22 protein-coding genes are annotated in these 24,507 nt (G+C 50.2%); 7 read left to right on the plus strand and 15 right to left on the minus strand.

Features of this window, described 5'->3' with window-relative positions:
- Positions 1-23: 23 nt before the first annotated feature.
- Together AC5YBZ_RS07735 and AC5YBZ_RS07740 are read left to right on the plus strand one after the other, a co-directional pair.
- A complete protein-coding gene (locus AC5YBZ_RS07735; RefSeq protein ID WP_494543650.1) occupies positions 24-1,259 on the plus strand; it encodes an efflux RND transporter periplasmic adaptor subunit in 1,236 nt (411 codons plus the stop codon).
- Positions 1,256-2,503: an ABC transporter permease gene (locus AC5YBZ_RS07740; RefSeq protein ID WP_494519310.1), complete on the plus strand. Its 1,248-nt coding sequence runs from the start codon at positions 1,256-1,258 to the stop codon at positions 2,501-2,503. The genes AC5YBZ_RS07735 and AC5YBZ_RS07740 overlap by 4 nt, the downstream gene beginning before the upstream one ends.
- A gap of 95 nt (positions 2,504-2,598) precedes the next feature.
- Here AC5YBZ_RS07740 and AC5YBZ_RS07745 read toward each other — a convergent pair whose 3' ends face one another.
- The 14 genes from AC5YBZ_RS07745 to hyaA form a co-directional block, all read right to left on the minus strand.
- A complete protein-coding gene (locus AC5YBZ_RS07745; RefSeq protein WP_494519309.1) occupies positions 2,599-2,841 on the minus strand; it encodes a hypothetical protein in 243 nt (80 codons plus the stop codon).
- A gap of 404 nt (positions 2,842-3,245) precedes the next feature.
- Entirely contained in the window at positions 3,246-3,410 is a 165-nt protein-coding gene (locus AC5YBZ_RS07750; RefSeq protein WP_475516640.1) for a hypothetical protein, read from the minus strand.
- A gap of 27 nt (positions 3,411-3,437) precedes the next feature.
- Positions 3,438-3,785, minus strand: a complete 348-nt coding sequence (gene hypA / locus AC5YBZ_RS07755; protein WP_475516641.1) for a hydrogenase maturation nickel metallochaperone HypA — start codon at positions 3,783-3,785, stop codon at positions 3,438-3,440.
- Positions 3,785-4,810: a hydrogenase expression/formation protein HypE gene (hypE, locus tag AC5YBZ_RS07760; RefSeq protein WP_494519308.1), complete on the minus strand. Its 1,026-nt coding sequence runs from the start codon at positions 4,808-4,810 to the stop codon at positions 3,785-3,787. The genes hypA and hypE overlap by 1 nt, the downstream gene beginning before the upstream one ends.
- A gap of 3 nt (positions 4,811-4,813) precedes the next feature.
- A complete protein-coding gene (gene hypD, locus AC5YBZ_RS07765) occupies positions 4,814-5,929 on the minus strand; it encodes a hydrogenase formation protein HypD (protein WP_494519307.1) in 1,116 nt (371 codons plus the stop codon).
- A gap of 2 nt (positions 5,930-5,931) precedes the next feature.
- On the minus strand, positions 5,932-6,171 hold the full coding sequence (locus tag AC5YBZ_RS07770; RefSeq protein ID WP_110458100.1) for a HypC/HybG/HupF family hydrogenase formation chaperone: 240 nt from the start codon (positions 6,169-6,171) through the stop codon (positions 5,932-5,934).
- Positions 6,172-6,173: 2 nt separating this feature from the next.
- Positions 6,174-6,977: a hydrogenase nickel incorporation protein HypB gene (gene hypB, locus AC5YBZ_RS07775; protein WP_494519306.1), complete on the minus strand. Its 804-nt coding sequence runs from the start codon at positions 6,975-6,977 to the stop codon at positions 6,174-6,176.
- A 126-nt stretch (positions 6,978-7,103) separates the two neighbouring features.
- On the minus strand, positions 7,104-7,814 hold the full coding sequence (locus tag AC5YBZ_RS07780) for a Kae1-like domain-containing protein (protein ID WP_494543711.1): 711 nt from the start codon (positions 7,812-7,814) through the stop codon (positions 7,104-7,106).
- A complete protein-coding gene (hypF, locus tag AC5YBZ_RS07785) occupies positions 7,814-9,466 on the minus strand; it encodes a carbamoyltransferase HypF (RefSeq protein WP_494543651.1) in 1,653 nt (550 codons plus the stop codon). Before hypF ends, AC5YBZ_RS07780 begins: the two co-directional genes overlap by 1 nt.
- Position 9,467: 1 nt before the next feature.
- Entirely contained in the window at positions 9,468-11,222 is a 1,755-nt protein-coding gene (locus AC5YBZ_RS07790) for a NiFe hydrogenase (RefSeq protein ID WP_494519304.1), read from the minus strand.
- The gene (locus AC5YBZ_RS07795; RefSeq protein WP_494519303.1) at positions 11,203-11,766 is read right to left on the minus strand and encodes a HyaD/HybD family hydrogenase maturation endopeptidase; all 564 of its coding nucleotides are present in this window, start codon (positions 11,764-11,766) and stop codon (positions 11,203-11,205) included. The genes AC5YBZ_RS07790 and AC5YBZ_RS07795 overlap by 20 nt, the downstream gene beginning before the upstream one ends.
- A gap of 10 nt (positions 11,767-11,776) precedes the next feature.
- Positions 11,777-12,448, minus strand: a complete 672-nt coding sequence (gene cybH, locus AC5YBZ_RS07800) for a Ni/Fe-hydrogenase, b-type cytochrome subunit (RefSeq protein WP_494519302.1) — start codon at positions 12,446-12,448, stop codon at positions 11,777-11,779.
- Between the two features lie 10 nt (positions 12,449-12,458).
- Entirely contained in the window at positions 12,459-14,165 is a 1,707-nt protein-coding gene (gene hyaB / locus AC5YBZ_RS07805) for a nickel-dependent hydrogenase large subunit (RefSeq protein ID WP_494519301.1), read from the minus strand.
- Positions 14,166-14,169: 4 nt separating this feature from the next.
- Complete coding sequence (hyaA, locus tag AC5YBZ_RS07810) at positions 14,170-15,306, minus strand: nickel-dependent hydrogenase small subunit (RefSeq protein WP_494519300.1); 1,137 nt, start codon at positions 15,304-15,306, stop codon at positions 14,170-14,172.
- 599 nt (positions 15,307-15,905) lie between these two features.
- On the opposite strand from hyaA, the gene AC5YBZ_RS07815 reads away from it, so the two are divergent.
- Both AC5YBZ_RS07815 and hrpA read left to right on the plus strand, forming a co-directional pair.
- Complete coding sequence (locus AC5YBZ_RS07815; RefSeq protein ID WP_494543652.1) at positions 15,906-16,322, plus strand: CBS domain-containing protein; 417 nt, start codon at positions 15,906-15,908, stop codon at positions 16,320-16,322.
- 178 nt (positions 16,323-16,500) lie between these two features.
- Positions 16,501-20,376, plus strand: a complete 3,876-nt coding sequence (hrpA, locus tag AC5YBZ_RS07820; protein ID WP_494543653.1) for an ATP-dependent RNA helicase HrpA — start codon at positions 16,501-16,503, stop codon at positions 20,374-20,376.
- Between the two features lie 52 nt (positions 20,377-20,428).
- On the opposite strand, the gene AC5YBZ_RS07825 is transcribed toward hrpA, so the two are convergent.
- Positions 20,429-21,718, minus strand: a complete 1,290-nt coding sequence (locus AC5YBZ_RS07825; protein ID WP_494519298.1) for an alpha/beta fold hydrolase — start codon at positions 21,716-21,718, stop codon at positions 20,429-20,431.
- 160 nt (positions 21,719-21,878) lie between these two features.
- Here AC5YBZ_RS07825 and AC5YBZ_RS07830 point away from each other — a divergent pair, with 160 nt between their 5' ends.
- The 3 genes from AC5YBZ_RS07830 to AC5YBZ_RS07840 all read left to right on the plus strand — a co-directional run bounded on the left by AC5YBZ_RS07830 (position 21,879) and on the right by AC5YBZ_RS07840 (position 24,490).
- The gene (locus tag AC5YBZ_RS07830; RefSeq protein ID WP_494519297.1) at positions 21,879-22,523 is read left to right on the plus strand and encodes an MBL fold metallo-hydrolase; all 645 of its coding nucleotides are present in this window, start codon (positions 21,879-21,881) and stop codon (positions 22,521-22,523) included.
- Positions 22,524-22,808: 285 nt separating this feature from the next.
- Positions 22,809-23,846, plus strand: coding sequence for an XdhC family protein (locus AC5YBZ_RS07835; protein WP_494543654.1), 1,038 nt, complete (start codon positions 22,809-22,811; stop codon positions 23,844-23,846).
- Positions 23,843-24,490, plus strand: a complete 648-nt coding sequence (locus AC5YBZ_RS07840) for a nucleotidyltransferase family protein (RefSeq protein ID WP_494543655.1) — start codon at positions 23,843-23,845, stop codon at positions 24,488-24,490. Before AC5YBZ_RS07835 ends, AC5YBZ_RS07840 begins: the two co-directional genes overlap by 4 nt.
- Positions 24,491-24,507: the final 17 nt, after the last annotated feature.

Here is a 24,507-nt window from a genome sequence, read left to right on the forward strand (position 1 = left end):
ATTTTTTTGATTGTTGTCGTCTTATGAAATCCTGCTTAGGCCAAGCTAAGCTGCGGTCATCTGTTTTGATGAGCAGCGTACTTTGTAGCAGTCTACTGCTGCTTGGCTGCAGTCAACCCGAGCACGATGGGGTGTTAACCATGGAGGTTAAGCTGCGCGATTTTAATGTGCAGATCCCAGCGACCGGTGAGCTGGAGGCGAGCCAATCGACGGCGGTGACTGTGCCTTCAGGGGTGCGTGGACCGCAATCCCTAGCCTGGATTTTAGCCAACTTTAGTCGAGTCAAGGCGGGGGATGTGGTGGCGCGCATGGATCCCACACGCCAAGCCTATTTACTCGAAATGGAAGCGTTTGATTTTAATAAGCTGGATCTCGATAAACAGATGCAGCAACAAAAAGATAAAACCGTAAGCCAAGAGCTGCAGGTGGGTACGCAGGTCACCAGTGAAGAGCGAGACTTGGCCGAGCGTTTCTTCAGTGAAGATGAACGGGTCTACACCAAAATAGAGATCATTGAGCAGATGCGTAATCAAGATTATTTGGGTGCCAAGATGGACTATTTTGATTGGGGATTGTCCCAGCATGATGCACAGGCGCAAGCCGAGCAGCAGCTTATCGAGCTTAAGCAGCAGGGGCATAAAGCGAAAATTGATCGCTATGAAAATAACCTCAAACAGATGGAGATCATCGCTCCCCATGATGGCCTATTTGTGTATCAGTCTGGCTGGGACGGTGCCATGCCAGTGGTCGGTGACATGATGTGGTCAGGGTTTACCATAGGCACCTTGCCCGACACCTCTGTAATGCAAGCTAAGCTGTTTGTGCTTGAGTCTGAGGCTGCAGGGCTTTCTGTGGGGCAACCAGCTCATGTCTATCTCGATGCTTACCCAGATAAACGTTTCAGCGGTAAGGTCAGTCAGCTCGATGCGTTAGCAAAACCCAAAGATAAAGACAGCCCAGTTAACTACTTTCAGTTTACCGTGAGTTTAGATGAGACCCTGCCGGCGATCATGCAACCGGGGCGACAGCTGAGCGCTAAAGTGGATGCGGTGTCACTCAATGAGGTGTTGACCGTGCCTAACCAAGCGCTATTTCAGAAAGAGGGCCGCTATTGGGTGTACCTCAAAACGGCAGAGGGTTTTATCGAGCAGGGGGTCGAGCCAGGACAACGCAGTATCGATATGACGGAAATTACCAGCGGACTTAACCAAGGTGATGTGATTGCCTTAACCACACCGCCCAAAAGGAGCCGCTTATGAAGGTGATTAAGGGATATGTTGAGGGCGTCATTCAAGCGTTTGACGAGATGCGCCATCATAAATTGCGCACCGCATTAACCTTGCTGGGGATGATATTTGGTGTGGGCGCGGTGATTGCGATGCTCAGTGTTGGCGAAGGCGCCGAGCGTGAAGCCTTGCGGATGATTGAGTCCATGGGAGTGAACAACATCGTCATCAATGCGCGGCCCGCCGATGGTGATGCGTTAAAATCTATCCGTGAACACAGCATCGGCTTAAGCCTGCGCGATGTGTCTAGTGCGGCCACCACCTTGCCTTTTGTTAAAGATTGGAGCGCGCAAAAGCAGGTGAAAACCTTTAGTTTATTTAGCCCGCAAGGGCGCAGTGATGCCACAGTGGTTGGGGTTACGCCCAGTTACTTTAATTTGAGTGCGCTCAAGGTGGCCAAAGGCCGCAGCTTGACCCAAGCCGATCAGAATCATTATCGTCAAGTCGCCGTGCTGGGGCCCGAAGCTGCGCGCAGTTTATTTCCGCAAGATAAACCCGTTGGCGGACTGATTAAAGTGAACCATCAATGGTTTGAGGTGGTCGGCGTGCTGTCTGAAGGCGAGGCGGTGCAGTCTAAAATTCAAGGAGTGAAACTGGGCGGCGAACGCAATCAAGTGTTTATTCCACTGGCAACGGCACTCAAGAAGATGAACGTTAAACCGTTAGAGGATGAACTCGACTCGATTAAGTTGGCCATTGCCGATGGGATTGAGCCTTCACTGGCGGCTAAAAGTTTAGGCCACCTATTTGAGCGGCGTCACGGCGGCGAAAAAGATTATGAGATCGTGGTGCCTGCCGATCTACTGGCCCAACATCAAAAAACGCAGCAAATATTCAACATTGTGATGGCATGTGTGGCAGGGATCTCTTTGCTGGTGGGTGGCATAGGGATCATGAACATCATGTTGGCAACAATTATGGAGCGTACCGCTGAAATTGGCTTATTGCGCGCCCTAGGGGCGAGACGTAAAGATATCGCGCGCCAATTTTTAATTGAGAGTATCGCTATCTCTGCCACGGGGGGCGTGATAGGCATAGTGGTGGGATTACTGTTAGCTTTAGTGATATCAGCCGCTGCAGGCTGGCCCGTGGCCTGGTCACCCTTTGCGGTGCTGCTGTCGCTAGGGGTGTGTATGACCATAGGGATAGGTTTTGGGCTTTACCCAGCGCAAAAAGCCGCGCGTTTAGATCCCATCGTGGCGTTGCAACGTGATTAAAGCTGCGTTGTTTTGCAAGGTGAGCAAACCGTGAGTGATGTTACTCGGTAACTCATGATCTTGACGTTCTGACTGGCAGCTTAGCCCCTGCGAGTTTACTTTGCCGCCGTTATCGCGAATGAGTAACAGCCTTGGTCTGCCTGGCAATTGTCAGGCTTGGCCGAGCGAGTTAATAAAGGCTCTGCTGTGTCAGTGCTTGGCTGGTTATCGTCAAACAAGACTTGAGTCACACCACTTAACCAACCGCCGTCAGAACTGTGGTTAACATAGGTGGAAACGTCGACAACGGTCAGCCAAAAGGCATAGCCTACGATGGAGTAAATGGTTAAGCGGAACATGAAAGTACCTTGGTGGTTGCTAAATTAGAGATGCACTATACGCGCTAATTTTGTACAAATAAACTGTCAATGTTTTGCCGCGAAATAGTCATCATTCACTTTTTATTAGATACTGTTTTTATTGGGCTTTTACCCGAAGAAGGCGCTGGAAAGTTTAAGGCGCCAAATAAAAAATCAGTGTCAGATTTTCGTTATAGCGTCAAAGTTTGAATACGTAGGGCACAATGCATAGTTGAGGTTTATCGTGGCTCGATGGTAGACAAGACAAAGAAACAACTCGCTTGATTTATAAGCGAGTCGTCAACTTAGTGCAATTCGTGCCAATTACTGGCATATTGCGTGGCACGAACTACACAAGATTCACTCTGTTGCTGTGGTGTGACTCTTGAAGTCAGCGGTTTACCTTAATGGTGTTTTTTCCACATCATGATCCCCGCGACAATAATCACTAATGCCACAAGCGGTAATATATCGTATAGATGGTGGAATAAGCCAATACCACTGTGTCCTCCGTGTGCCCACGCCGCTGCAGGTAATAAACTAACAAGTAGTAATAATGCTCTGTTCATGGTGATGCTCCATTTTAGGTATAATGATTAATTGGTTTCTAGCGCTAACTGCATCAGCAGCATCTCTTCACCGGCAACGATGCGCGTGTCAAAACTGTGGCATTTGGGGCAAATGACAGTGCGCTCGGCCACTTCGACAGTGGTGTTACATTGCTGGCAACTGAGTACGATGGCTTGATGCTCTATGGTGAGTACGGCCTCTTTGGCGCGTCCTTCTAGTTTAAAGGTATCAAATGCGGTGGCTAATAAGGCGGGTTCAACGCCACTTAGCACACCAATTTTTATCACCACTTCGGTTATCCTCGTGGCGTTATTGTCACTGGCATATTGCTCGCATTGCTCCAGCAGAGCGCCGACGATGGAATACTCGTGCATTAGCAGATCCTAGGTAATAATTCGCCTTGGGGGAGGTCGAGATAACGACTACTGCCCCACGGCGTGGTTAAGATCACCTTACCATGATGATTATCCTCCACTTGACCAATAATGGCAGCGGTTTGGCTATCACCATAGCGATTGATAATTTCAACCACCCCAGATGCGATGGCTTGTGGCACGGCCAAAATAAAGGTGCCTTCGTTGGCTAAATCATGGGGTTCAAAGCCATAGAGTTCACACAGACCTTTAACCTCATCACTGACGGGGATCTGTGACTCGGCCACACTAATGCCTACCTCTGATGCCTGCGCCCATTCATTGAGCACGGCTGCCAGGCCGCCACGGGTGGCGTCGCGCATGGCATGGATGGTAATATTTGCGGCGATCAGTTGTTCAACTACAGGCCATAAGTTAGCGCAATCACTGCGTAAATCTGACTCTAGGTTAAGCCCTTCGCGGGCCATCAATATGGCGGCGCCGTGCCGGCCAATGTCACCAGAGACAATGATGGCATCCCCTGGCTGCAAATTATTGACCGAAATATGGGGTTTGAGGATCCGCCCAACCCCAGAGGTGTTAATAAATAAACCATCGGCGCAGCCTTTGGGCACCACTTTAGTGTCGCCGCACACAACGCGAGTGCCGCTTTTATGCAGCTCACTTGCCATACTCGCAACAATCTGTTTGAGCGAGGCGATGGCAAATCCCTCTTCAATAATAAAGCTACAACTGAGATATTGTGGCTCTGCGCCCATCATCGCCAGATCGTTGACCGTGCCCGCCACGGCCAATTTGCCAATATCGCCGCCAGCAAAAAACAGCGGGCTCACGGTAAAAGAGTCGGTCGTAAAGGCGGTAGGCCCGTCTAAATTGAGCAGGGCAGCGTCTTCTTCACTGGCCAAAATTGGGTTAGCAAAGGCCTTAAAGAAGATAGACTTAATGAGGTTATTCATCTCTTTGCCGCCACCACCATGGCTAAGTTGAACGGCTTTTTCGGTGGGCAGCTTAATCTCTACAGACATGGGTTAGACTCCGTTATAGCGATAATACGCGTTGCAAGCCCCCTCGGAGCTCACCATGCAACTGCCTAAAGGGGACTCGGGCGTACAGCCACGGCCAAACACCTTGCAATCTTTGGGTTTGGCGATCCCCCGTAAAATATCACCACATTGACACGCTTTATGATCGTCAATATCGGCGACGTTAAGCCTGTCACTAAAAATACGTTCGGCGTCGCGGTGGGCGTATTCGGGTCGTAGCATCAATGCCGAGTTGGCCACAGGCCCAAGACCACGCCAACGAAATTGGGGGCGTATCATGAGGTATTGATTGACCTTTTGCTGGGCATGCAAGTTGCCATCCTCGCTGACCGCGCGGCTGTATTGCACATCCAACTCGGCTGTACCGGCCACTTTTTGTTTGACGATACGTAAAATCGACTCCATGACATCCACAGGTTCAAAGCCAGCGACCACCACTGGGGTGTGGTAGCGCTCAACCGCAGGGCGATACAATTTAGCGCCACTTATTACGCTCACATGGGATGGGCCAATAAAAGCGTTCACTGTGGCTTTGGGATCGGCCATTACGGCATCGATGGCGGGTGGCACTAATACATGATTGATATGAAATAGTAGGTTATTAACCCCTTGCTGCTCAGCTTGTTCTATCAGCACCGCGGTCATCGGAGTGGATGTTTCAAAGCCGATAGCAAAAAAAATCACTGTTTTTTCAGGGTTATCTTTGGCGATGGTGAGGGTATCGAGAGGATCATAAATCGGGCGGATATCACAGCCTTGAGCCCTAAATTGCGCCAAGCTACCTTTAGAACCAGGTACCCGAATCATGTCGCCTAGCGTCACTAAAATTACCTCGGGCTGGGAGGCTAAAATGGCGGCGTGGTCGATACGCTCTTTAGGCATAATGCACACAGGGCATCCGGGCCCATGGACAAATTCAATATTGGCGGGCAATAGTTGATTGAGGCCGTATTTCATTATGGTATGGGTATGGCCACCGCATACCTCCATAATATTGATTTTACCCGGATATTGGCTCGCTAAGGTTTGGATCTCTTGGGCCAAATTATGTATGGTGGTGGGATCTCTAAATCCTTGGTAAAGCTGACTTAGGTCAATCATGCTCAGTGCTCCTGCTCCATCTTGTCGACTATCTCTCGATAGAGTGCCAAGCTCTGCTCGGCATCAACCTTATCGATTTTATTCATGACAAAACCGATATGGATCAGCACATAATCATCCATGGCTAACGGCTCACTCATTAAGTGGCTAGATACTTTGCGTTTAACCCCCATGGTTTCAACCGTTACCGCTTGCTCATCTGGGTGAATCGCAACCACTTTTGAGGGGATTGATAAGCACATGTTTAGGCTCTCCTATGGTCATTGAGCCATTGTGCAAAGGCAAACATGCTGTCACTGTCTTTAACAGAGGTGATGAGCACCTCAGCCTTTGGATTGAGTTTTTTCACTTGGGCCTTGGCTTCCTCAACATCAAAATCAAAATGGGGCAGCAGATCCGCTTTAGTGATTAAAACCAGATCGGCCTTACGGAACATCACCGGATATTTTTCTACTTTATCATCGCCTTCCGGTACCGATACCAACACGATATTGAAGTGGGTGCCCACATCATAAGAGGCGGGACAGACTAAGTTACCGACGTTTTCGACAAAGCATATATCCAGCGGATTAAGATCCACATGATGCAAGGCACCGTGCACCATAAAGGCATCAAGGTGGCAGGCTGAGCCGGTTTGAATTTGGTAAGCGGGGATCCCTTTGGCAATTAAGCGGTCAGCATCGCGCGAGGTTTCTAAATCACCTTCAATCACGCCATAGTTGAGCGAGGTATACTCTTTTAAGTGTTCCAGCAAGGTGGTTTTGCCACTACCTGGGCTGCTCATCAAATTGAATGCGGTTATTTGATGGGCCTCAAAATGTTGCCGATTGTGGACCGCTTCATGATCGTTCTTATCGAGAATTTTGTGAATGACGGAGAGGGTTTTGCTGTCATTGAGTTGCGGGTTACTGTGCAACTCTTGATGGTCATGGCTGTGGCCGTGATGATGCTCATGCGCGTGGTGATGACCGTGGTGGTCCGCATGTTCTGCGCCACTGTCCAGGGTCGGTTCGTGTCGAGTGATAGAGCAGCCGCAATCTTTACACATGATGAACTCCATTTAATCTAATGCTAATAAACATTTTGCATGGTGACAGCATTAACTTCATTGATACGGGTCACTTTATTAACAAAATGTCAGTATTTTTATCAATCTTGCTGCACAGCTTGCAGCCTATTTTTGGCGGTGGATCTCATACCAGAGTTGGCCCATTGCGATGCCACCATCGTTGACGGGCACCTGCTTGGGGCTGAGCACTTGCTGGTTACGTTGTTTGATCCGCCGCCGAGTGTGTTTGAGTAAGTAACGGTTTTGAAATACGCCGCCTGTGAGTACCACAGGTAAGTGGGCGTGTTCACTGGTCAAGCTGTCGATGGCGTCTGCTAGACAATCCATAAAAGCGCGGGCAATCAGTCCTTGCCACTGGGGGGAATTATCGCGCAGTGACATGGCATCGAGGATCTGTTGCCATAGGTTATCGGTTTGCCACACACCATCCACCAAGGGTAAGGTAAAGCGCAGCGATGCTGGCTCATTGGCAACGCGATTGGCTGCCCCCTCCAGTAACATGCCCGCTTGCCCCTCAAATTGGGTGCGGGTCATTAAGCCCAGTAAACAGGCGAGGGCATCGAATAGCCGACCAATCGAGCTGGTCTGATGGATGGCGATGTCCTTGCGCCATAACTGATATAAGTTTTGTATCAGCAGTGGTGACATCCCTTGTATTACGGGCAAATTGAGCGCGGCGATCGCCTCGGGCGAATGCTGCTTAAACAGCAGGGCGAGCATGACCCGCCGCGGATCGGTAATCGCTTGCTCATGACCAATTAACGCCATGGGCTGTAGGTGCACGATGCGCCGATAACCCTTCACGTCGGCCAGCATCACTTCGCCACCCCATAACTGCTTATCATCCCCAAGGCTGTGCCATCAAAGCTAAAACCCAGCACCTTACCTGTGTATTGCTGCGCCGCCATGACGCTGAGTATATGGGCGTAATGGTGCTGCACTTGGCTATGGTGACAAGCTTGCTCTGCTGCATAGTCACGTGCCCAGCGTGTCGGCGCGTAGTCAGGGTGGCGGTCGCTCACCACATAGCGGGGCGTAAACTGATATAGGCGGCTAAACGTGGCTAAGGTATCGGTAAAATAGTGTTCAGCCTCTAGGCTAAAGAGATCGCCGATATGTGGGCTTAACACCAGATTATGGCCAAAACCGAAGGCGAGGCTATTTTTTTGCTGCGCGCCGACGGCTAAGGTATGGTCTTTAACGCTGTGCTGCCAGTGGAGGGTCAATGGCGCGTAGCCCCGTGCTAGGCGGATCACTTGCAGCTCGTCATCTATCATCTGCACTACGCTGTCATCACAGCCATTTAAAATAGCGCGATCATGATCCAATATCGCATCGACCACGCCAGCCAGTTGGTTTTGAATACCAACGCTTTGGGTAATGATAGGCTCACCGCTGCGGTTGGCGCTGGTGGCCACTAGGGGCCGTTGCAACTGCGCCAATAACAGGTGATGTAAGGGGGTGTAGGGTAAAAACAGCCCTAACCGGTCAATATCGGGAGCGACACCCGGGCTGAGCAAACTGGGGTTATCGATGCGTTCGAGTAAGGTGATAGGCCGCTCGGCGCTGCACAGCAGTTGCCACTCAGCCTCACTTGCCTTGGCCAGGGTTTTGGCCATGTTAAGGTCACTGCACATTACGGCAAAGGGCTTGGCTGGACGCTGTTTACGGTCGCGCAGGCGCATCACGGCCTGATGATTGCTGGCATCGCATACTAGATGAAACCCGCCCAAGCCTTTGATCGCGACAATATCTCCTTGTTGCAACAAGGCAACGCAGCGATCTAGCGCGGCATCACTGTGGGCTATCGCTTGGCCATTGGGTGTGGTTAATGTCAGCTGCGGCCCGCAGTTAGGGCAACTGACAGGCTGAGCGTGGTAACGTCGGTTTAGCGGATCGCCATAAGCCTCGGCGCATTGCTCACACAGGCTAAATTTCGCCATCGAAGTATTGGGGCGATCATAAGGTAAAGCATTGATTAAGGTGTAACGCGGCCCGCAGTTGGTGCAATTGGTAAAGGGGTAGCGAAAGTGACGATTATGAGGATCTTTTATCTCATTGAGGCAATCTTCACAGCAGCTTTTGTCGGCTGATACCGCGACCTGCGCCCCCTCGCTAGCTTGACTCTGAATGATCTCAAAACTTTGACTATTAGAGAGTGGCGCCATGGTCTCTTGAGTCACTCTGTCGATACGGGCGAGCGGAGGCGGCGTTTGAGTTAATGTCGCTATAAATTGCGTTAGCTGCGCGCTTGCCCCTTGCAGCTCAATGGTCACGCCCAGGCTATGGTTAAAGGTTAAGCCGCTCAAGCCTAATTCATGGGCGAGGCGGTAGACAAAGGGGCGAAATCCCACCCCTTGGACAATGCCCGTGACCAGCAGTTTAACCCGATGCAGTGATGCCTGTGGCGCGGCTTGCGGCTCAGCCGCTACGTGAGCCGAAGGCCGTTGAGATGGGGTGATAGTCACGCTATTTTCGCCGTTTTTTCAACAATAAAGCACCGATAGCATGATTATTACCGTCGATAGCCAATTGCTGATTGCATTTTATCGGAAAGTTTTTACCGACGCGCAGCACCACACGTTGGCACAATAGGGGATTTCCCCATTCGCTTCCCGCCAATGCCACTGAGCGGACGCCAATATTTTGGTCTAAATGCTCTATCCAGTTGGCGAGGTAATCGGCTAACGAGTCGTGCATGCCAAAGGCCAGCTTGCGGTTGTCTCTGTCATCGGCGAGGCGAAAACTCATTAGGGTGCCTAGTGTCTTGCACCAGTTTAAGCTGCGGTGTGCTTCTCCACGTGTAAGCGGGTAGTCGATACGTGGTGAGTTAGCGCCGCGGTGGGCTTGAGCCGCGGCCGTCAGCGCATCACTGAGGTCATTGACCTGCATCGAGCGACTTGGTAGACCCAATAAAATCGCACCAATGGCCCACAAGGTCGTGAGGTTATTATGTGGTGCGGGCAGTTTAAGATCGAGCAACCTGAGATAATCATCTGGGTATTGCTGTTTAAATTTCTCCAGCACCTTGCGCTGCGGACTCTGTTCTAACTGATGATAGATTTCATAGCCACTGTCTGGCAGGCTGGGCAAGGCGAAAAACAGTTCACTCTGGTGTTTAGCGTCGAGTGTTTGAATTTGGCCGCCGTGCTGCTGGCTAAAATAGATGATGGCGCTGTGTTTATCCACGCCATGCTCTAGATTTACGCTGTGTAAGGCCGATAGCCCATACTCTTGGGGCGTTAAGCTGAGTAAAGCCGCTTGCTGTCGTGGCGTCGGTTCGCCAGTCACGCGCTCGACCCGATATTGCTGTTTATCATGGCAGGCATAGTAAGTCTGCTCGCCGTTGTGCAGTAACACATCATCATGCAGTGCTGGCGTGGTGCGCCTAAGTTTGACAGGCGATTGTGCGCAGTGATCAATTTCGACCCAGGCACCGTCGATAAAGGCCAGTGGCTCACTGTGGCGAGGATCGTCAATATAGAGCCAGTCAATGCCTTGCCGGCGCAGATGCTCAGTTAAAATTACCAATAAGCGGTTATAGGCAAAGCAGAGGTCATACAGCGGGGCGTCGAGTTTTGGGTGGCTATCTATGGCTCTGGTCGTGATCAGCGGCTTTTCGATGCTTGACAGGGCAAGCACTTGGCGATCGGTTAAGTGGAACTGGGCATTAAGGGTATTGGGGTTGCACACCAATAATGTGGGACGACCCGTTGGACTCAGTGGCTTGAGGCTCAAGGTGACGGGGAGATCGCCAGTTAAGGTCAGCGTGCCATGGGTGAGTAGCTCTGTGCTCAGCGCCGCAATATCGGCGCCGGTGAGTCCTTGGTAATTGGGGTTAATGCTTCGCTCGCCGTGGCAACACTCGCACACCAAGCCCAAATCGCCAAATTGGGGGGATTGATTATCGCCAAATAGCGGTGCACATTGCTGGCAAAACTCCTGGGTAATGGCCCCACCTTGCAGTGGACTGGTTCTGCCGCTTGGACAATCGATTAAGGCGATGCGTGAATCGGTCAGCCATACCGAGATTAAAAAGTCGTGTGCGATGGCATCGGCTAACGTTTCCAGTTGCGGTTGCTCACCTTCGGCTTCGATAAAGTAACAGCCTTTTTGGTAACCTACGCTGATTGTGAGCTCAGCGTAATTTAGGTATTGGTTACATAAGTGCGCGTACAGCGGCACCGGACGTGAGCAGGTAAATTCAAATCTGATTATTTTCATTTATGATGACACCGCGCTTGTAAGAGTCGGGAATGAGCTTATCGATAGCAATGTTGTTGATACGAGTCACGCTAAACCCCAGTGAGCGTAAATGGTTCAGCGTGGTCGCTTCCATTAAAGGCACCGCGGCGGCGACGCTAGCGGTAAGGCCGAGGGTCATCGGCTCGATAAGGGTAGGGGTGCAACCGAGCACAAAGGTTTTTGGACGATCGCCAACCATCTCCATCATGGTCAAGGTTTGCAGCATCTCCACTTCGTGGGCACTGCCTTGCCAGTCTATTTCACTTGGGGCTTTGTCAAAATCGAAAAAGTAAACTTCGCCAGGACCGACGCCATTAGCATTGACTGTGTCGACGACAATCAGATAATCATATTGGCAGATAATGGGGATAAGGCCTTGAGCCAAGGTTCCCCCATCCATGATATCGAGTTGATGGGTTGGATGGGTAAATTGATAGTTTTCTTGTAGGTAATTAACGAAGTGTACGCCGATACCTTCATCGGCGTACAACACATTACCAATACCAAGTAGCAGTATTTTCATGACATCCTTGTTAATGCTTTTTTGGGTGATAATCGTATCCAGACACGATAGAGTCAACCGAGTTATGTTTAAATCGAATACCGGTCCACACCGCCATATAGACGTGGATCACCACAAAGATGACAAACACCCACGTAAAGTAGTGATGCCAAATACGCACTTGTGCTAAGCCACCCATCTGCGCGGTTATCCATGCGGCAGGCTCCCACATGAGGCCACCGAGCCCCAGATGATAGACATTAGCATAGAGGACCAGTCCTGTGATGCAGATTAACGCCGCAATGAGTGAAATCACTAAGTAGGTCACAAATTGCAATGGGCCATAAACGCCTTTTTTATCAAGATGTCCCATCCACAGATAGGATTTGAGCTGTACAATCCAACTCTTGATACTGGTGACATCTTTAAAGGAGCGCCGCTCGATATCACTCTTAGCAAAGAAGAACAGATAAGCTCGCACCACAGTGATGGCACACAGTACAAAGCCAAACACGATGTGAGCAAAACGTATCCAGCCTTGCACTAGTACATCTGAGTTGCTAGGCGCAACCAAGAATGGCCAGGCGATGTAGAACCCCGTAATGACAAGAACCAGTATGGCTAGCGCTCGCAACCAGTGAAAAATTCTGATCGCGGCGCTAAATATAAAGGCTCTCTCATAGGGTACAGTAGGTGTATCCATGAGTTGCTCCTTAGGTGTTACCGTTGGCATCGAGTCGGAATTCACCCAAATCTTGGCCTTTGTAATCCATTACATGGACAGAACACGCCATACAAGGGTCAAACGAGTGAATAATACGGATCACTTCCAGCGGCTTAGTGGGATCTTCCAGTTGCAATCCGATGAGCGCCGCCTCATAGGGGCCCACCTTGCCTTCATTATCGACAGGGCCGGCATTCCACGTAGTGGGCACTACGGCTTGGTAATTTTCCACTAAGCCATTTTTAATGCGGATCCAGTGGCTGAGAGCCCCCCGCGGGGCCTCGATCATGGCGTGACCGACATATTCACGGTCAGGGTCCATTTCGGGCTTCACATAGGTGCTTTCATCCACTTGAATATTTTGGATCAGCGCATCAAAGGTTTTTAAGCCCTCTTCGGCCACAATCAAGGTTTGCAACATGCGCGCCGCGGTGCGACCAAGGGTGGTAAACAAGGCTTCCACGGGCAGGCCGGTTGCTTCGAGTAACCCATTGACCGCTTTGACGACCACTTCGTTACCACGTGCGTAACTGACTAATAGACAAGCTAATGGGCCAACTTCAACGGGTTCACCTTGATAACGTGGTGATTTGACCCAAGAGTATTTACCGTCACCGTCGAGGGTGGGCAGTTTGCCGTATACCGTGTCGCGTTCAACAAAGCCGGTGTAGTTAGGGATGGTGGTGCCATCATAGGGGTGCTGTGGGCCATCAGCGTCATACCATGCATGGCTGACATCTTCTTTAATCAAGTCGGGGTTGAGGTCGCTGACATTGGCTAAATCGCCATTCATGATCACCCCTTGGTCAAACAGGTATTCGCCATTGGCCAAGATAAAGTCATTGGTCGCCATGAAGTTTTTCACATTGACGCCACCTAATACGCTTGGCTCGTTACCAAAGGCTTCGGCTGCCATCACGATATCGGCTTGATAGGCTCGGCGAATAAAGTCCGTCACCGTAGCATGTTTTTGCTTCCACTCTTGCAGGCGAGCAGGGCTTAACATATCACGTACCGACGTCACGCCGCCGACCACTAAGGATTGTGGATGGGGCTGCTTACCACCGAAAATCGCCATCATCTCTGCCGCAACCCGCTGCACTTCAAGTGCCTTAAGGTAGTGCGATAGGGCGATCAGGTTTTGCTCTGGGGTAAACTTATAGGTGCGATTGCCCCAATAAGCATTGGCAAAGGGGCCAAGCTTACCGGTTTCGACAAAGCCTTTAACCCGTTCTTGTACTGCCCTAAGTTCACCTTCACCGGCCGCAATTGGTTTATCGGTATATTTGAGAGCTACTTGGGCAGCCGCGGCAGGATCGGCGCTTAATGCCGAGACCACATCGACCCAGTCTAGCCCATGTAAGTGATAGAAATGGACAATATGATCATGCATATACAGGGATGTCAGCATTAAAGAACGCAGGTATTTGGCATTCAGTGGAATGGTTAATCCAAGCGCATTTTCAACCGCTTCTGTGCCGCAGCGGTAATGGGAATAGGTACACACACCACAGATGCGCTGTACGATGAGGCCGACATCCATGGGGGTACGTCCCTTGAGGATCACCTCAATACCGCGCCACAAGGTGGATGAGGACCAGGCCTTTTGAACAACATTATTTTCATCAACTTCAACTTCGACGCGTAAATGGCCTTCGATGCGAGTGATGGGGTCGATAACTACACGTTTGCTCATTTAACTAGTCCTCTTTCGAATTGGCAAATACGCTGGCAACTGCATGGGCGCCGATACCAATGGCTGTCGCCCCTAAAATAACGGCTCCGACAGTGTCGGCGGTGGCATCGAGTCCGTGAAGTAACTGTCTGCCTAGAGGCTTCTCAAAATCAGCCATATCATCCCAGAAGTTGGGCTCAGAGCAGCCCATACAGCCATGGCCGGCCAACACTGGCCAACTGGTGTGATGATTAAATCGCTCGGTAGGGCAGTTGTTGTAGGTGTAGGGACCTTTACATCCCACCTTGTATAAACAGAAACCTTCTTTGGCCCCGCTGTCACCAAACTCTTCGACAAATTCACCAGCATCGAAACGACCACGACGTTCACAGTTATCGTGGACCCGAGCACCATAAGCCCACTTAGGTCGGTTAAACATGTCTAAGGCGGGTAATTGGCCAAACATGATGAAATACATCAGCGTTCCGACAATGTTTTTCTCACTGGGTGGGCAACCACCTAAGTTAACCACCGTCTTATTGACCACTTGGTCAACCCCTTTAGCGCCCGTTGGGTTAGGCGCTGCGGCCTGGACGCCACCAAAGGCTGCACAGGTGCCGACCGAAATAATGGCAGCGGCGCCTTCGGCGGCATGTTTAACTATTTGAAGCCCAGTATGGCCTTTACAGCCTACGGTGAGGTAGGCGCCATTATTGGCCGTGGGAATCGCCCCCTCAACCGCCAGCAGGTAGTTGCCTTTATAAGCTTCTAGGGCATGCTCGAGGTTCTCTTCGGCTTGCCAGCCTGCTGCGGCCATTAAGGTTTCGTGGTATTCCAATGACACATGGTCAAAGATGAGTGAATCAAGATTAGGGGTATCGGCGCGTACCAGTGATTCGGAGCAGCCAGTACACTCGGCCATATGCAACCAAATCAGTGGCACTCTATCGGCCAGTTCGGCGGCTTCGGCCACTAAGGTGCTAAATGGAAGTGGTAAAGCCAGCATTGCAGTTACTGCAGCGCTCCACTTCATGAAATCTCGGCGTGAAATGCCATGCTCTTCCATTTTGCTTTGCAAAGAATGGGCATGACGGGGTGATAAGCTGCGCAACATATCGAGACGCGCTTGACCCTGTTGGTATAAGGCGGCATGTGTGTCCATGGTTGACCCTTTGTTGTCATTCTGATGCTGAAATGTGATGTATCGATTCGACAACTAAGTTTAGGCCGCAATTTAGGGATATTTGTTGATATGTATCAAGCTTTTGAGGAATCGTGATCGAGTCGATGTTTTTCCGTTAATTCGTATGAGGCAGATCATGTTTAATTTATTAATTGGGTCAAATTGTCCCAATTTTTAATGCTTGTGTGAGCTGACGCAGAATAATAAATCACCTTGCTAGGCCGAAAAGTCAGTCGTTGGTCGTATGCCATGATGGCTTGAAGCTGTGCACACAGACGGTGTTCCAGAGAAGCGTTTTCCTAAAAAATGCAGAAAGTAAGCCACTATTAAATAAAAAAGTTACGCAAAATGTCGGTTGATATTGCTAAGCTTATATACACTTACTATGAGCAATTACAGCGATCAGCGGTCTGTTTATTGACGCATTAACTAGGCTTACTAGGATAAGTCGATAAGACAAGGCTCAAGTTAAGACAATGAGTAATGGGTTAAATTGACTAGTGCTTAGTTAGCTATCAATATCCACCTGATAATGAATAGAGTGGGTTTTAAGTGCACATTATCATAGGAGTTAGACTATGGAATCGATGAAAGTCGTTGATTATATGGACCGTCAACCCGTGTTATTACATCCGGATATGACACTGGCCGCGGCGGTAGAAAAGCTGCTGACACAAAAAAAATTCGGGGCAGCTGTAGTCGATCATGGGGGCAATTTAGTGGGGTTTCTGTCGCAACAAGATTGTTTGGCGGTAATGTTAAAAAGCTCGTATCACTGTGATTTAACGGCTAATGTTAGCGATTGCATGCGCAGTGACGTATTAAGTGTCACCCAAGACACGCCAATCATCACCCTCGCGGAACAGATGTTACAGGCTAAACCCAAAATCTACCCAGTGGTAGAGCAGGGCAAGGTGGTCGGCATTGTCGATCGTAATGCGGTGCTCAAAGCGATAAACCTGTCGATGCAAGCCTGCTACCTCAAGCCCGCTTAGGGGCTATTGAACTAGACTGTCTGCCTACTCTCACCGTCGCGTTACTTTAAAGGTGCGTGAATTAAAGTGACGCGAGGGTGAGCCTTATCTCCTGCAGAAATGCACCATTTGCCATACCAATAGCGTGCGTTAATTGGTAGGATCGCAGCCTTGTGTTTTTCTTTTATGGGTTTTGCATTTGAATTCGCCACTTCACCCCCTGTCTAATGCCTTCTTAAAGCAATGTTATCAAGCGGATGCCTCTAAAATTAGGCGTCGTCTCTTTCGCTTAAATAAGCAAGCCGATTCCGATAAGAAGCGGGATGAATTGGTCAAACTTGAAGCGCTGGCAGTTGCCGCTTGGGACAAGGTTGAGCTACGTCGCAGCGGTCGCCCGCAAATAGACTATCCCGAGGCGCTGCCAATTTCGCAAAAACGTGACGAAATAGCGCGGGCAATCGCGGGTCATCAGGTGGTGATTGTCGCCGGTGAAACTGGCTCAGGTAAAACGACGCAACTGCCTAAAATCTGTTTAGAACTGGGTCTGGGTTGTCGTGGACTTATCGGCCATACGCAGCCGCGTCGTCTGGCAGCGCGCAGTGTGGCAAGCCGAGTCGCTGAAGAGCTCAACAGTCCATTAGGTGAAGTGGTGGGCTTTAAGGTGCGCTTTGCCGATGCGATAAAACCCAGCTCGTACATTAAATTGATGACCGATGGTATTTTATTAGCAGAGCTGACGTCCGATAAATGGCTCGACCAATACGACACCATCATTATCGATGAGGCGCACGAGCGCAGCCTGAATATTGATTTCATTTTAGGTTATTTAAAAAATGTGCTGAAAAAGCGCCCCGATCTCAAAGTGATCATCACCTCAGCCACCATAGATGTAGAGCGTTTTTCCCAGCATTTTGATAATGCGCCTGTGATTGAAGTCTCTGGGCGAACCTATCCGGTTGAGACGCGTTATCGTCCTTTAGTGCGCGATCAAGACGAAGACTTAGATTTAACCGAGGGGATATTTGCCGCAGCAGAAGAGCTGATGGCCGAAGGCCCCGGTGATATTTTGATATTTATGAACGGCGAGCGTGAAATTCGTGATGTGGCCGATCAGCTCAATAAACGCCAGTATCGCGATACTGAGATCTTGCCCTTATACGCACGTCTCTCTTATGGCGAGCAGTCTAAGGTGTTTAAGAGTCACGTTGGCCGGCGTATCGTATTAGCAACCAACGTGGCCGAAACGTCGTTAACCGTGCCCGGCATTAAATACGTGATCGATCCCGGCACCGCCAGAATCAGTCGCTACAGTTACCGCACTAAGGTGCAGCGCCTGCCCATTGAGCCCATCTCGCAGGCCAGCGCCAACCAACGTCTTGGCCGCTGTGGTCGTGTGGCGCCTGGTATCTGTATCCGTTTATATGATGAAACCGATTTTATTAATCGGCCCGAATTTACCGATCCGGAAATTTTACGCACCAACTTGGCGTCGGTTATTCTGCAGATGTTGGCCATTGGCCTTGGGGATATCGAAGGTTTTCCATTTATTCAGCCGCCTGATCCCCGTTATATCCGCGATGGTTTCTTGCTGCTCGAAGAACTGCAGTCGGTTAAAAAACACCAAGGTCAGCTGCAACTGACGCCACTTGGGCGCCAATTGGCATCGATTCCGGTGGATCCCCGTTTAGCGCGCATGGTAGTGCAAGCCAACGAGTATGGCTGTTTGCATGAGGTGCTGGTCATCGCCGCAGGCTTGTCGATACAAGATCCCCGTGAGCGCCCGATGGACAAAAAGCAGGCGGCGGACGAAGCCCATCGTCGCTTTAATGACAAACATTCTGATTTTGTCGGCTGGGTTAACTTGTGGAACCATGTCAAAACCGAGCAAAAAACCTTATCAGCCAGCCAGTTCCGTAAACTGTGTAAGCAGGAGTTTTTAGCTTATCTGCGAGTACGAGAGTGGCAAGACTTGTATGTTCAGCTGCGTCAAGCGGTGCATGATCTTAAATGGAAACTCAACAGCGAGCCGGCCGAGTATCAACCCCTGCATCAAGCACTGTTAACCGGTTTACTGAGCCATATCGGCTTTAAAGATAAAGACAACGAATATGTCGGCGCCCGTAACCGTAAGTTTTTTGTGTTTCCAGGCTCTCCTTTAGCCAAGAAAGGCCCTAAGTGGATTATGGCCGCCGAGATGACCGAAACCTCGCGCCTCTTTGCTCGCTGCTGCGCCAAAATTGAGCCTGAATGGATTGAACCCTTAGCTGGCCATTTAATTAAGAAAAGCTATGTTGAGCCCCATTTTGAGGCCAAGCAGGGCAGTGTCGTGGCCTTGGAAAATCAGCAGCTATATGGCCTGACCATAGTCAATCGTCGCCGGGTGCAATATGGGCCGATAGATCCCGTTGAGGCGCGTGAAATTTTTATTCGCAGCGCCTTAGCTGACGGAGAACTGCGTACTAATGAAGCGTTTTTCGTCAAAAATCGTCAGCTGCTGGAAGACATTGAGTCGTTAGAGCACAAGTCGCGTCGGCGCGATATTTTGGTCGATGAACAGGCACTGGTGGATTTTTACCAGAGCCGCATTCCCGCTGATATTTATAACGCGCCCAAATTACTCAGTTGGTGGAAGCAGGAGAAAAAGGTCAATCCCGATCTCTTAGACTTTGAACGCTCACAGCTGATGAAACGCAGTGATGACCATATCTCGGCGCTGGATTTTCCCGATCATTGGCATCAAGGCAATTTAACACTCTGCCTAAGTTACCACTTTGAACCTGCCGATGTTGATGATGGTGTCTCGGTGCACATTCCGGTGGCGTTATTAAATCAAATAGACAGTAACGGTTTTGACTGGCTGGTGCCGGGCTTACGAGAAGAGAAGTGCATCGCGCTGATAAAGTCTTTGCCTAAAACCTTAAGGCGTAACTTTGTGCCCGCTCCCGATTATGCCAGAGCCTGCTTACAGGCGATGACATCGACCGAGGTGAGCCTGCTCGAGGCCATGTGCAAACAGTTACTGCGCATGAGCGGGGTGCGGGTCTCAATCGATGATTTTGATCTGTCGCAGTTACCTGCGCATTTGTTGATTAATTTTAAGGTCGAAGATGACCGCGGTAAGCTCATCGCCCAAGGCCGCAACCTAGAGGAGCTCAAGACCCAGCTGCAAGGCCAAGTCAGTCAGGCGATTCGCAATGTGGCCGACACAGGTATTGAGCAGCAAGCGTTGACCGAGTGGAGCTTTGGCGACCTGCCCAAGCAGTATCAGCAACGCAAAGGAAATTTTGAAGTCAAGGCGTTTCCAGCGCTGGTGGATGATAAAACCAGTGTCTCTATTGCCTTATTTGATGATGAAAATGAGGCCCAGCGCGCCCATCGCAGTGGCCTGCAGCGCTTGTTGCTGCTTAACATGCCGTCGCCTGTGAAGCATCTGCAACAAACCTTGCCCAATAAAGCCAAGTTGGCGATGTATTTTAATCCCTTTGGTCAGGTTAATGAGCTGATCGATGATATTTTATCGGCGGCAGTGCAGCAGTTACTGGACGAAAAAGGGCTGGATATTCGTAGCGCCGCGCAATTTGAACAGGCAAAAGAGTGGGTACGCCAAGAGCTTAACCCCACAGCGGCCAAGATAGCCTTGCAGGTGGAAGAGATTTTAACCTTGTATCAAAAGGTAAAAAAACGCCTTAAGGGTAAAATTAGCTTCGATATCGCCTTTGCCATGAGTGATATTCAAGCGCAGCTCGACAAGTTGGTTTACAAAGGGTTTGTTGAGCAATGTGGCTGGCAACGATTAACCGATTTAGTTCGTTATATCAAAGCGATAGATACTCGTCTCGACAAGTTACCGGTCGATCCCAATCGCGATCGCTTGCACCTGCAAAGCATTAATAATGTGCAGCAATTACTCGAGCAACAACTGGCTAAGGTACCGCGAACTGCGGCTATTCCTCAGGCGCTGCAAGATGCCCGCTGGATGATAGAAGAGTACCGAGTGTCCTGTTTTGCTCAGGTGTTGGGCACTGCCTATCCCATCTCAGAGAAGCGGATTATTAATCGGATTAACGAAGCTTAAATATAGCGCTCAAGGACGGCCAGTAAACGGATGTCACTGGCCGTGATGCGCGTTAACGCAACTGCTGACGCCGATTAAGGGCAATAAGTTTATCTAGGATGCGCTCACCATCCATACGAATACCATTGTGTTCATATTCTGAGGTGAGCCAATAGGTTAGGTTACCCACTTGGGCTGCGGTTTCTAAACTGTAGGTCATCTCGACAAACATATCTTCGCTATAAATGGCTGCCGCGACCGGCACCTGATTGTTTGCCAAAATATTAACATCGTACAGCATGGGCCAATCGGCTTTTTCGGCTAGCAGGTGCGCAGCATGTTTGAGTGGTTTAAGGTTAGTAAATTGCTCAAAAAACCAAGGGTATACCATTTCACCAGTAAATAAAAATGGACTATCGGCACGGTAGTTAAACTGTTCAAATTGGCCTCGTACGCGCTGCGCCGCCCAGTTTGATGCGTGCTGCTGGCAGTAAATACTCTCGTGCAGCAAGGCAAAAATCGGGTTGGTATTAAAATCGAGTAACTGGCAAAAATGCGCTAAAAATAGCGGATTCATCTGCAGGCCTTGGTCGGTCTCCATCAAGGCTTGCTCTAACAGGTAATATACCGCTTCGGGGCCTTGCTCCATGCCAATATTGATCCCCAACAGTTGCAACATTTCTACCGTAAGTCGCTCGCCAGTGGCGATACGCACCTCATGGGTGCTGATATATTGTGCGAGGTTTTGCACTAATGGCTGCGCGTCGGGAAAGCGCGTGAAAAAGTCGTTATTTTTGCGCTGTACTCTTTGATAGGTGGCTTGATAGACCTCATCACAGCGGCGAGTGAGCGAGGGAATACCGCCAGTGATGTAGGCTTCTTCGAGGCCATGTGGGGCATCGTTAAGGTATTTTAGGACACAAAAGCCGCCAAAACTTTGCCCTAGAATACTCCATTTCTTGCCCGGACAAAGCTGCTGACGTATCGCTTCTGCATCGGCAATGATACTATCGGCGCGAAAATGGCTCAGGTACTCGGCTTGAGCGGCGGCGTCTAAATGGCCCAGCGACACAGCGTTAACGGGTGATGACAGCCCGGTACCGCGTTGGTCGAGGAGTAATACCCGATATTCTTGCATGGCTCTTTTTATCCAGCCGCTGTTTGCCACAGGCCTTACAGCGCCAAATCCTGGGCCACCTTGAAAAAACACTAGGTAAGGCAGCGTGTTATCGCTGTGGCTGGGCGAGACGAGTTCGCGAGCAAACACACTGATGTGCGGCCCATTGGGCTGTTGGTGATCCAGTGGCAGCATAAAGGTGTGTTTAATGGATTGGATCCCAGACAGGATTTGGCGATTGCTCATGTGTATCCTTTTGATTTTTAGTGGATGTAGCCCGCAAGAATTGTATATAAAAACAATAGCGTGGCATAGATTATCCTAGATCAATATATTGATAACCGATATTAGTTAAAACTGACGTGTTATCCTAATCTATGCTTAATTGAAATAGTGGAAGTAGCAGATGAAATATCAAATTGTGCCGGTCACACCTTTTCAGCAAAACTGCAGTATTATTTGGTGTGAAAAAACCAAGTTAGCAGCGGTTGTCGATCCCGGTGGCGATATCGCTCGTATCGAGCAGCAATTGGCTCATCATGGTTTAACGATAGCGAAAATCTTGTTAACCCATGGTCATATCGATCATGTTGGCGGTGCAAAAGCGCTCAGTGAAGCCACTGGCGTTGATATTATTGGTCCCCATAAAGATGATGAGTTTTGGTTGACTTCGTTAGCGGAGCAGAGCAAACATTTTGGTTTTTTACCGGCGCAGCCTTTTGCCCCTCACCGTTACCTTGCGGCGGGCGATACCGTCTCGGTTGGCGAACAAATACTGCAAGTCTTGCATTGTCCCGGACATACCCCAGGGCATATTGTGTTTTTTCATCAGCAAGCTAAGTTGGCGTGGGTTGGCGATGTGCTGTTTAAAGGCTCAATTGGTCGCACCGATTTTCCGCAGTCAAACCATCAACAGTTAGTCGAGTCGATAACCCAAAACTTATGGCCATTAGGCCGTGATGTGACCTTTATTCCTGGCCACGGACCTATCTCTAATTTTGGCGCCGAGCGCGAGCAAAATCCTTTCGTTGCCGATCAGTTATTAGCCTAAGCTTTCTCCTAACACTTTTGCCTTGCCGTTAGTCTATGCCGTCAGCATGACTAATGGCCTTTGGCGTTCCTTTGATTTTCAAGCAATAATATTGGTTTCCTTATCTGTGCTTTGTTAGGCTAGGTCGATATGTTCAGTGAAAACCTATCGATGACATGATGTCAAATGGCTGCTGTAACGGTAGCGGATGACTCAAGCGGTATCTGTCATTGCGTCTTCGACGCGTTAAGCGATCGGTTGGGGCTTATCCTTTATTTATGCGTCACAAGCAGGAGGCATGCGGCGATGTCACATCATATTGAAGATCTCCTGAGCAGCTGGCAATCGGCGCCCGATGATGACTGGGTGTTGGCTGTGATCACCCAAGTTGAAGGCTCGGCCTATCGCAAAGTGGGCGCCATGATGTTGATCCACTCCTTGGGCAAGAGCGTTGGGGTGATCAGTGGTGGCTGTTTAGAGGCCGACTTAAAACGTTACGCCCAAAAAGCATTACAAACCCAGCAAGCACTGAGTGTCTGTTACGACGCCAGTGACGAGTCTGACGCCAGTTATCAGTTGGGATGTGGCGGCGTGGTGCACTTGATGCTTATTCCCCTGTGCCGGCAGAACCACTACCTTAATTTTCCCGCCCTGAGTCAGGCGTTAAAGCAGGGAGGGCGGTGCTATTACCAGCTCAGCCTGTGTGATCCGAGTGCGCCGCAAGGGGCGATAACCACCTCGGTATGGGCCACTCAGGCACAAGTTGATAAACAAGGTCTTAGCTTACAGTTGAGTGATTTTAACCGAGCAGGCATTCACCAGAGTGAACAGACTACCTTAGTGATCCCGCTGCGCAGTCGTTACAGTATTGCCATTTTTGGCGGCGGTCTGGATGCCCAGCCCGTGTGTCGTATTGCCATGGAGCTAGGTTGGCGGGTTGATGTGGTCGATGAACGCACCAGTTATGCGCGTAGTCATGATTTCGTCGGTGCCCGCGTGCTTAAGCAGCCAATCGAGGCGCTAGATGCGTCATTTTGGCACGGCCTCGATGGGGCGATTGTTATGCACCACAATTTATCCCTCGATGCTAAGGCCTTGGCCTCGCTGCATGCCAATGGCGTGAATATCGCTTACATTGCTCTGCTTGGCCCTGGGCATAGGCGCGATCGCGTGCTGGCGTTAGCCGAGCTCTCCCCTGATGCGATTAAACCGTTTTTTTCGGCGCCGGCGGGCTTGGCCTTGGGGGGAGAGCTGCCCGCATCGATTGCGCTGAGCATCTTGTCTGAGTGCCATGGGGTGTTGCATCAGGCCAAACTTAGGGCGTTGCAAGAGGTGATGTTATGACGCACACAACTCAGTCGCCATTACAGATGATCGCCTTGCTGGCCGCAGGCGGTAGCCGCCGTTTTGGTGGGGCCAAATTAGCCGCCCCCATTAAGGCTGACAACTCAATTGATGACTCACAAACGGGCCACAAACAGACGCTTCTTGGGGTCGTGTATGGGCGTTTATCCCAGGTCGCCAGCCATGTGGGCGCACAGTTAGTGGTGGTAGTCGGTGGGCATCGTGAGGCGGTGATCGATGGTTTACCAGCCGATGCCAAGGTATTGGCTAACCCCCACTGGCAACAAGGGATGGCCAGCTCCATCGGCGTTGCGACTGAGTATGCGCAGGCGAAGGGCGCCGAGTCGTTAATGATAACCCTGGGCGATCAACTTGCCTTACACGTTACTGATTACTTAACCCTGTATGGCGCCCGCGCGCAAGCCAGTTCCCGTGTTAGCGCCTATTACGCCTCGGCTCCTGCGGTGCCCGCGATATTTCATCGTGATGACTATACTGAATTGCTTAAATTAAAAGGGGATAGGGGGGCCAAGGCGCTGCTTAAACGTCGTTATCAAGAGGGCAAATTGATTGCCGCATGCTTACCCCGCGCCGAAGTTGATATCGATACCCCTGAACAACTGTATGATTTTTATAAGATATAGGTGCTCAGCACCTGTTT

This window comes from Shewanella sp. 553, from assembly GCF_059338375.1.

Bases quoted from the DNA above. Each gene is read 5' to 3' on its own strand.
- AC5YBZ_RS07825 (WP_494519298.1), bottom strand. From the start codon at position 21,718: ATGAGCAATCGCCAAATCCTGTCTGGGATCCAATCCATTAAACACACC.
- hypE (WP_494519308.1), bottom strand. From the start codon at position 4,810: ATGTCTGTAGAGATTAAGCTGCCCACCGAAAAAGCCGTTCAACTTAGC.
- AC5YBZ_RS07840 (WP_494543655.1), top strand. From the start codon at position 23,843: ATGACGCACACAACTCAGTCGCCATTACAGATGATCGCCTTGCTGGCC.
- AC5YBZ_RS07740 (WP_494519310.1), top strand. From the start codon at position 1,256: ATGAAGGTGATTAAGGGATATGTTGAGGGCGTCATTCAAGCGTTTGAC.
- AC5YBZ_RS07835 (WP_494543654.1), top strand. From the start codon at position 22,809: ATGTCACATCATATTGAAGATCTCCTGAGCAGCTGGCAATCGGCGCCC.
- AC5YBZ_RS07830 (WP_494519297.1), top strand. From the start codon at position 21,879: ATGAAATATCAAATTGTGCCGGTCACACCTTTTCAGCAAAACTGCAGT.
- AC5YBZ_RS07735 (WP_494543650.1), top strand. From the start codon at position 24: ATGAAATCCTGCTTAGGCCAAGCTAAGCTGCGGTCATCTGTTTTGATG.
- AC5YBZ_RS07745 (WP_494519309.1), bottom strand. From the start codon at position 2,841: ATGTTCCGCTTAACCATTTACTCCATCGTAGGCTATGCCTTTTGGCTG.
- AC5YBZ_RS07815 (WP_494543652.1), top strand. From the start codon at position 15,906: ATGGAATCGATGAAAGTCGTTGATTATATGGACCGTCAACCCGTGTTA.
- AC5YBZ_RS07795 (WP_494519303.1), bottom strand. From the start codon at position 11,766: ATGAAAATACTGCTACTTGGTATTGGTAATGTGTTGTACGCCGATGAA.
- hypD (WP_494519307.1), bottom strand. From the start codon at position 5,929: ATGATTGACCTAAGTCAGCTTTACCAAGGATTTAGAGATCCCACCACC.
- AC5YBZ_RS07780 (WP_494543711.1), bottom strand. From the start codon at position 7,814: ATGCTGGCCGACGTGAAGGGTTATCGGCGCATCGTGCACCTACAGCCC.
- hypA (WP_475516641.1), bottom strand. From the start codon at position 3,785: ATGCACGAGTATTCCATCGTCGGCGCTCTGCTGGAGCAATGCGAGCAA.
- hyaA (WP_494519300.1), bottom strand. From the start codon at position 15,306: ATGGACACACATGCCGCCTTATACCAACAGGGTCAAGCGCGTCTCGAT.
- AC5YBZ_RS07790 (WP_494519304.1), bottom strand. From the start codon at position 11,222: ATGAAAATAATCAGATTTGAATTTACCTGCTCACGTCCGGTGCCGCTG.
- AC5YBZ_RS07770 (WP_110458100.1), bottom strand. From the start codon at position 6,171: ATGTGCTTATCAATCCCCTCAAAAGTGGTTGCGATTCACCCAGATGAG.
- AC5YBZ_RS07750 (WP_475516640.1), bottom strand. From the start codon at position 3,410: ATGAACAGAGCATTATTACTACTTGTTAGTTTATTACCTGCAGCGGCG.
- cybH (WP_494519302.1), bottom strand. From the start codon at position 12,448: ATGGATACACCTACTGTACCCTATGAGAGAGCCTTTATATTTAGCGCC.
- hyaB (WP_494519301.1), bottom strand. From the start codon at position 14,165: ATGAGCAAACGTGTAGTTATCGACCCCATCACTCGCATCGAAGGCCAT.
- hypB (WP_494519306.1), bottom strand. From the start codon at position 6,977: ATGTGTAAAGATTGCGGCTGCTCTATCACTCGACACGAACCGACCCTG.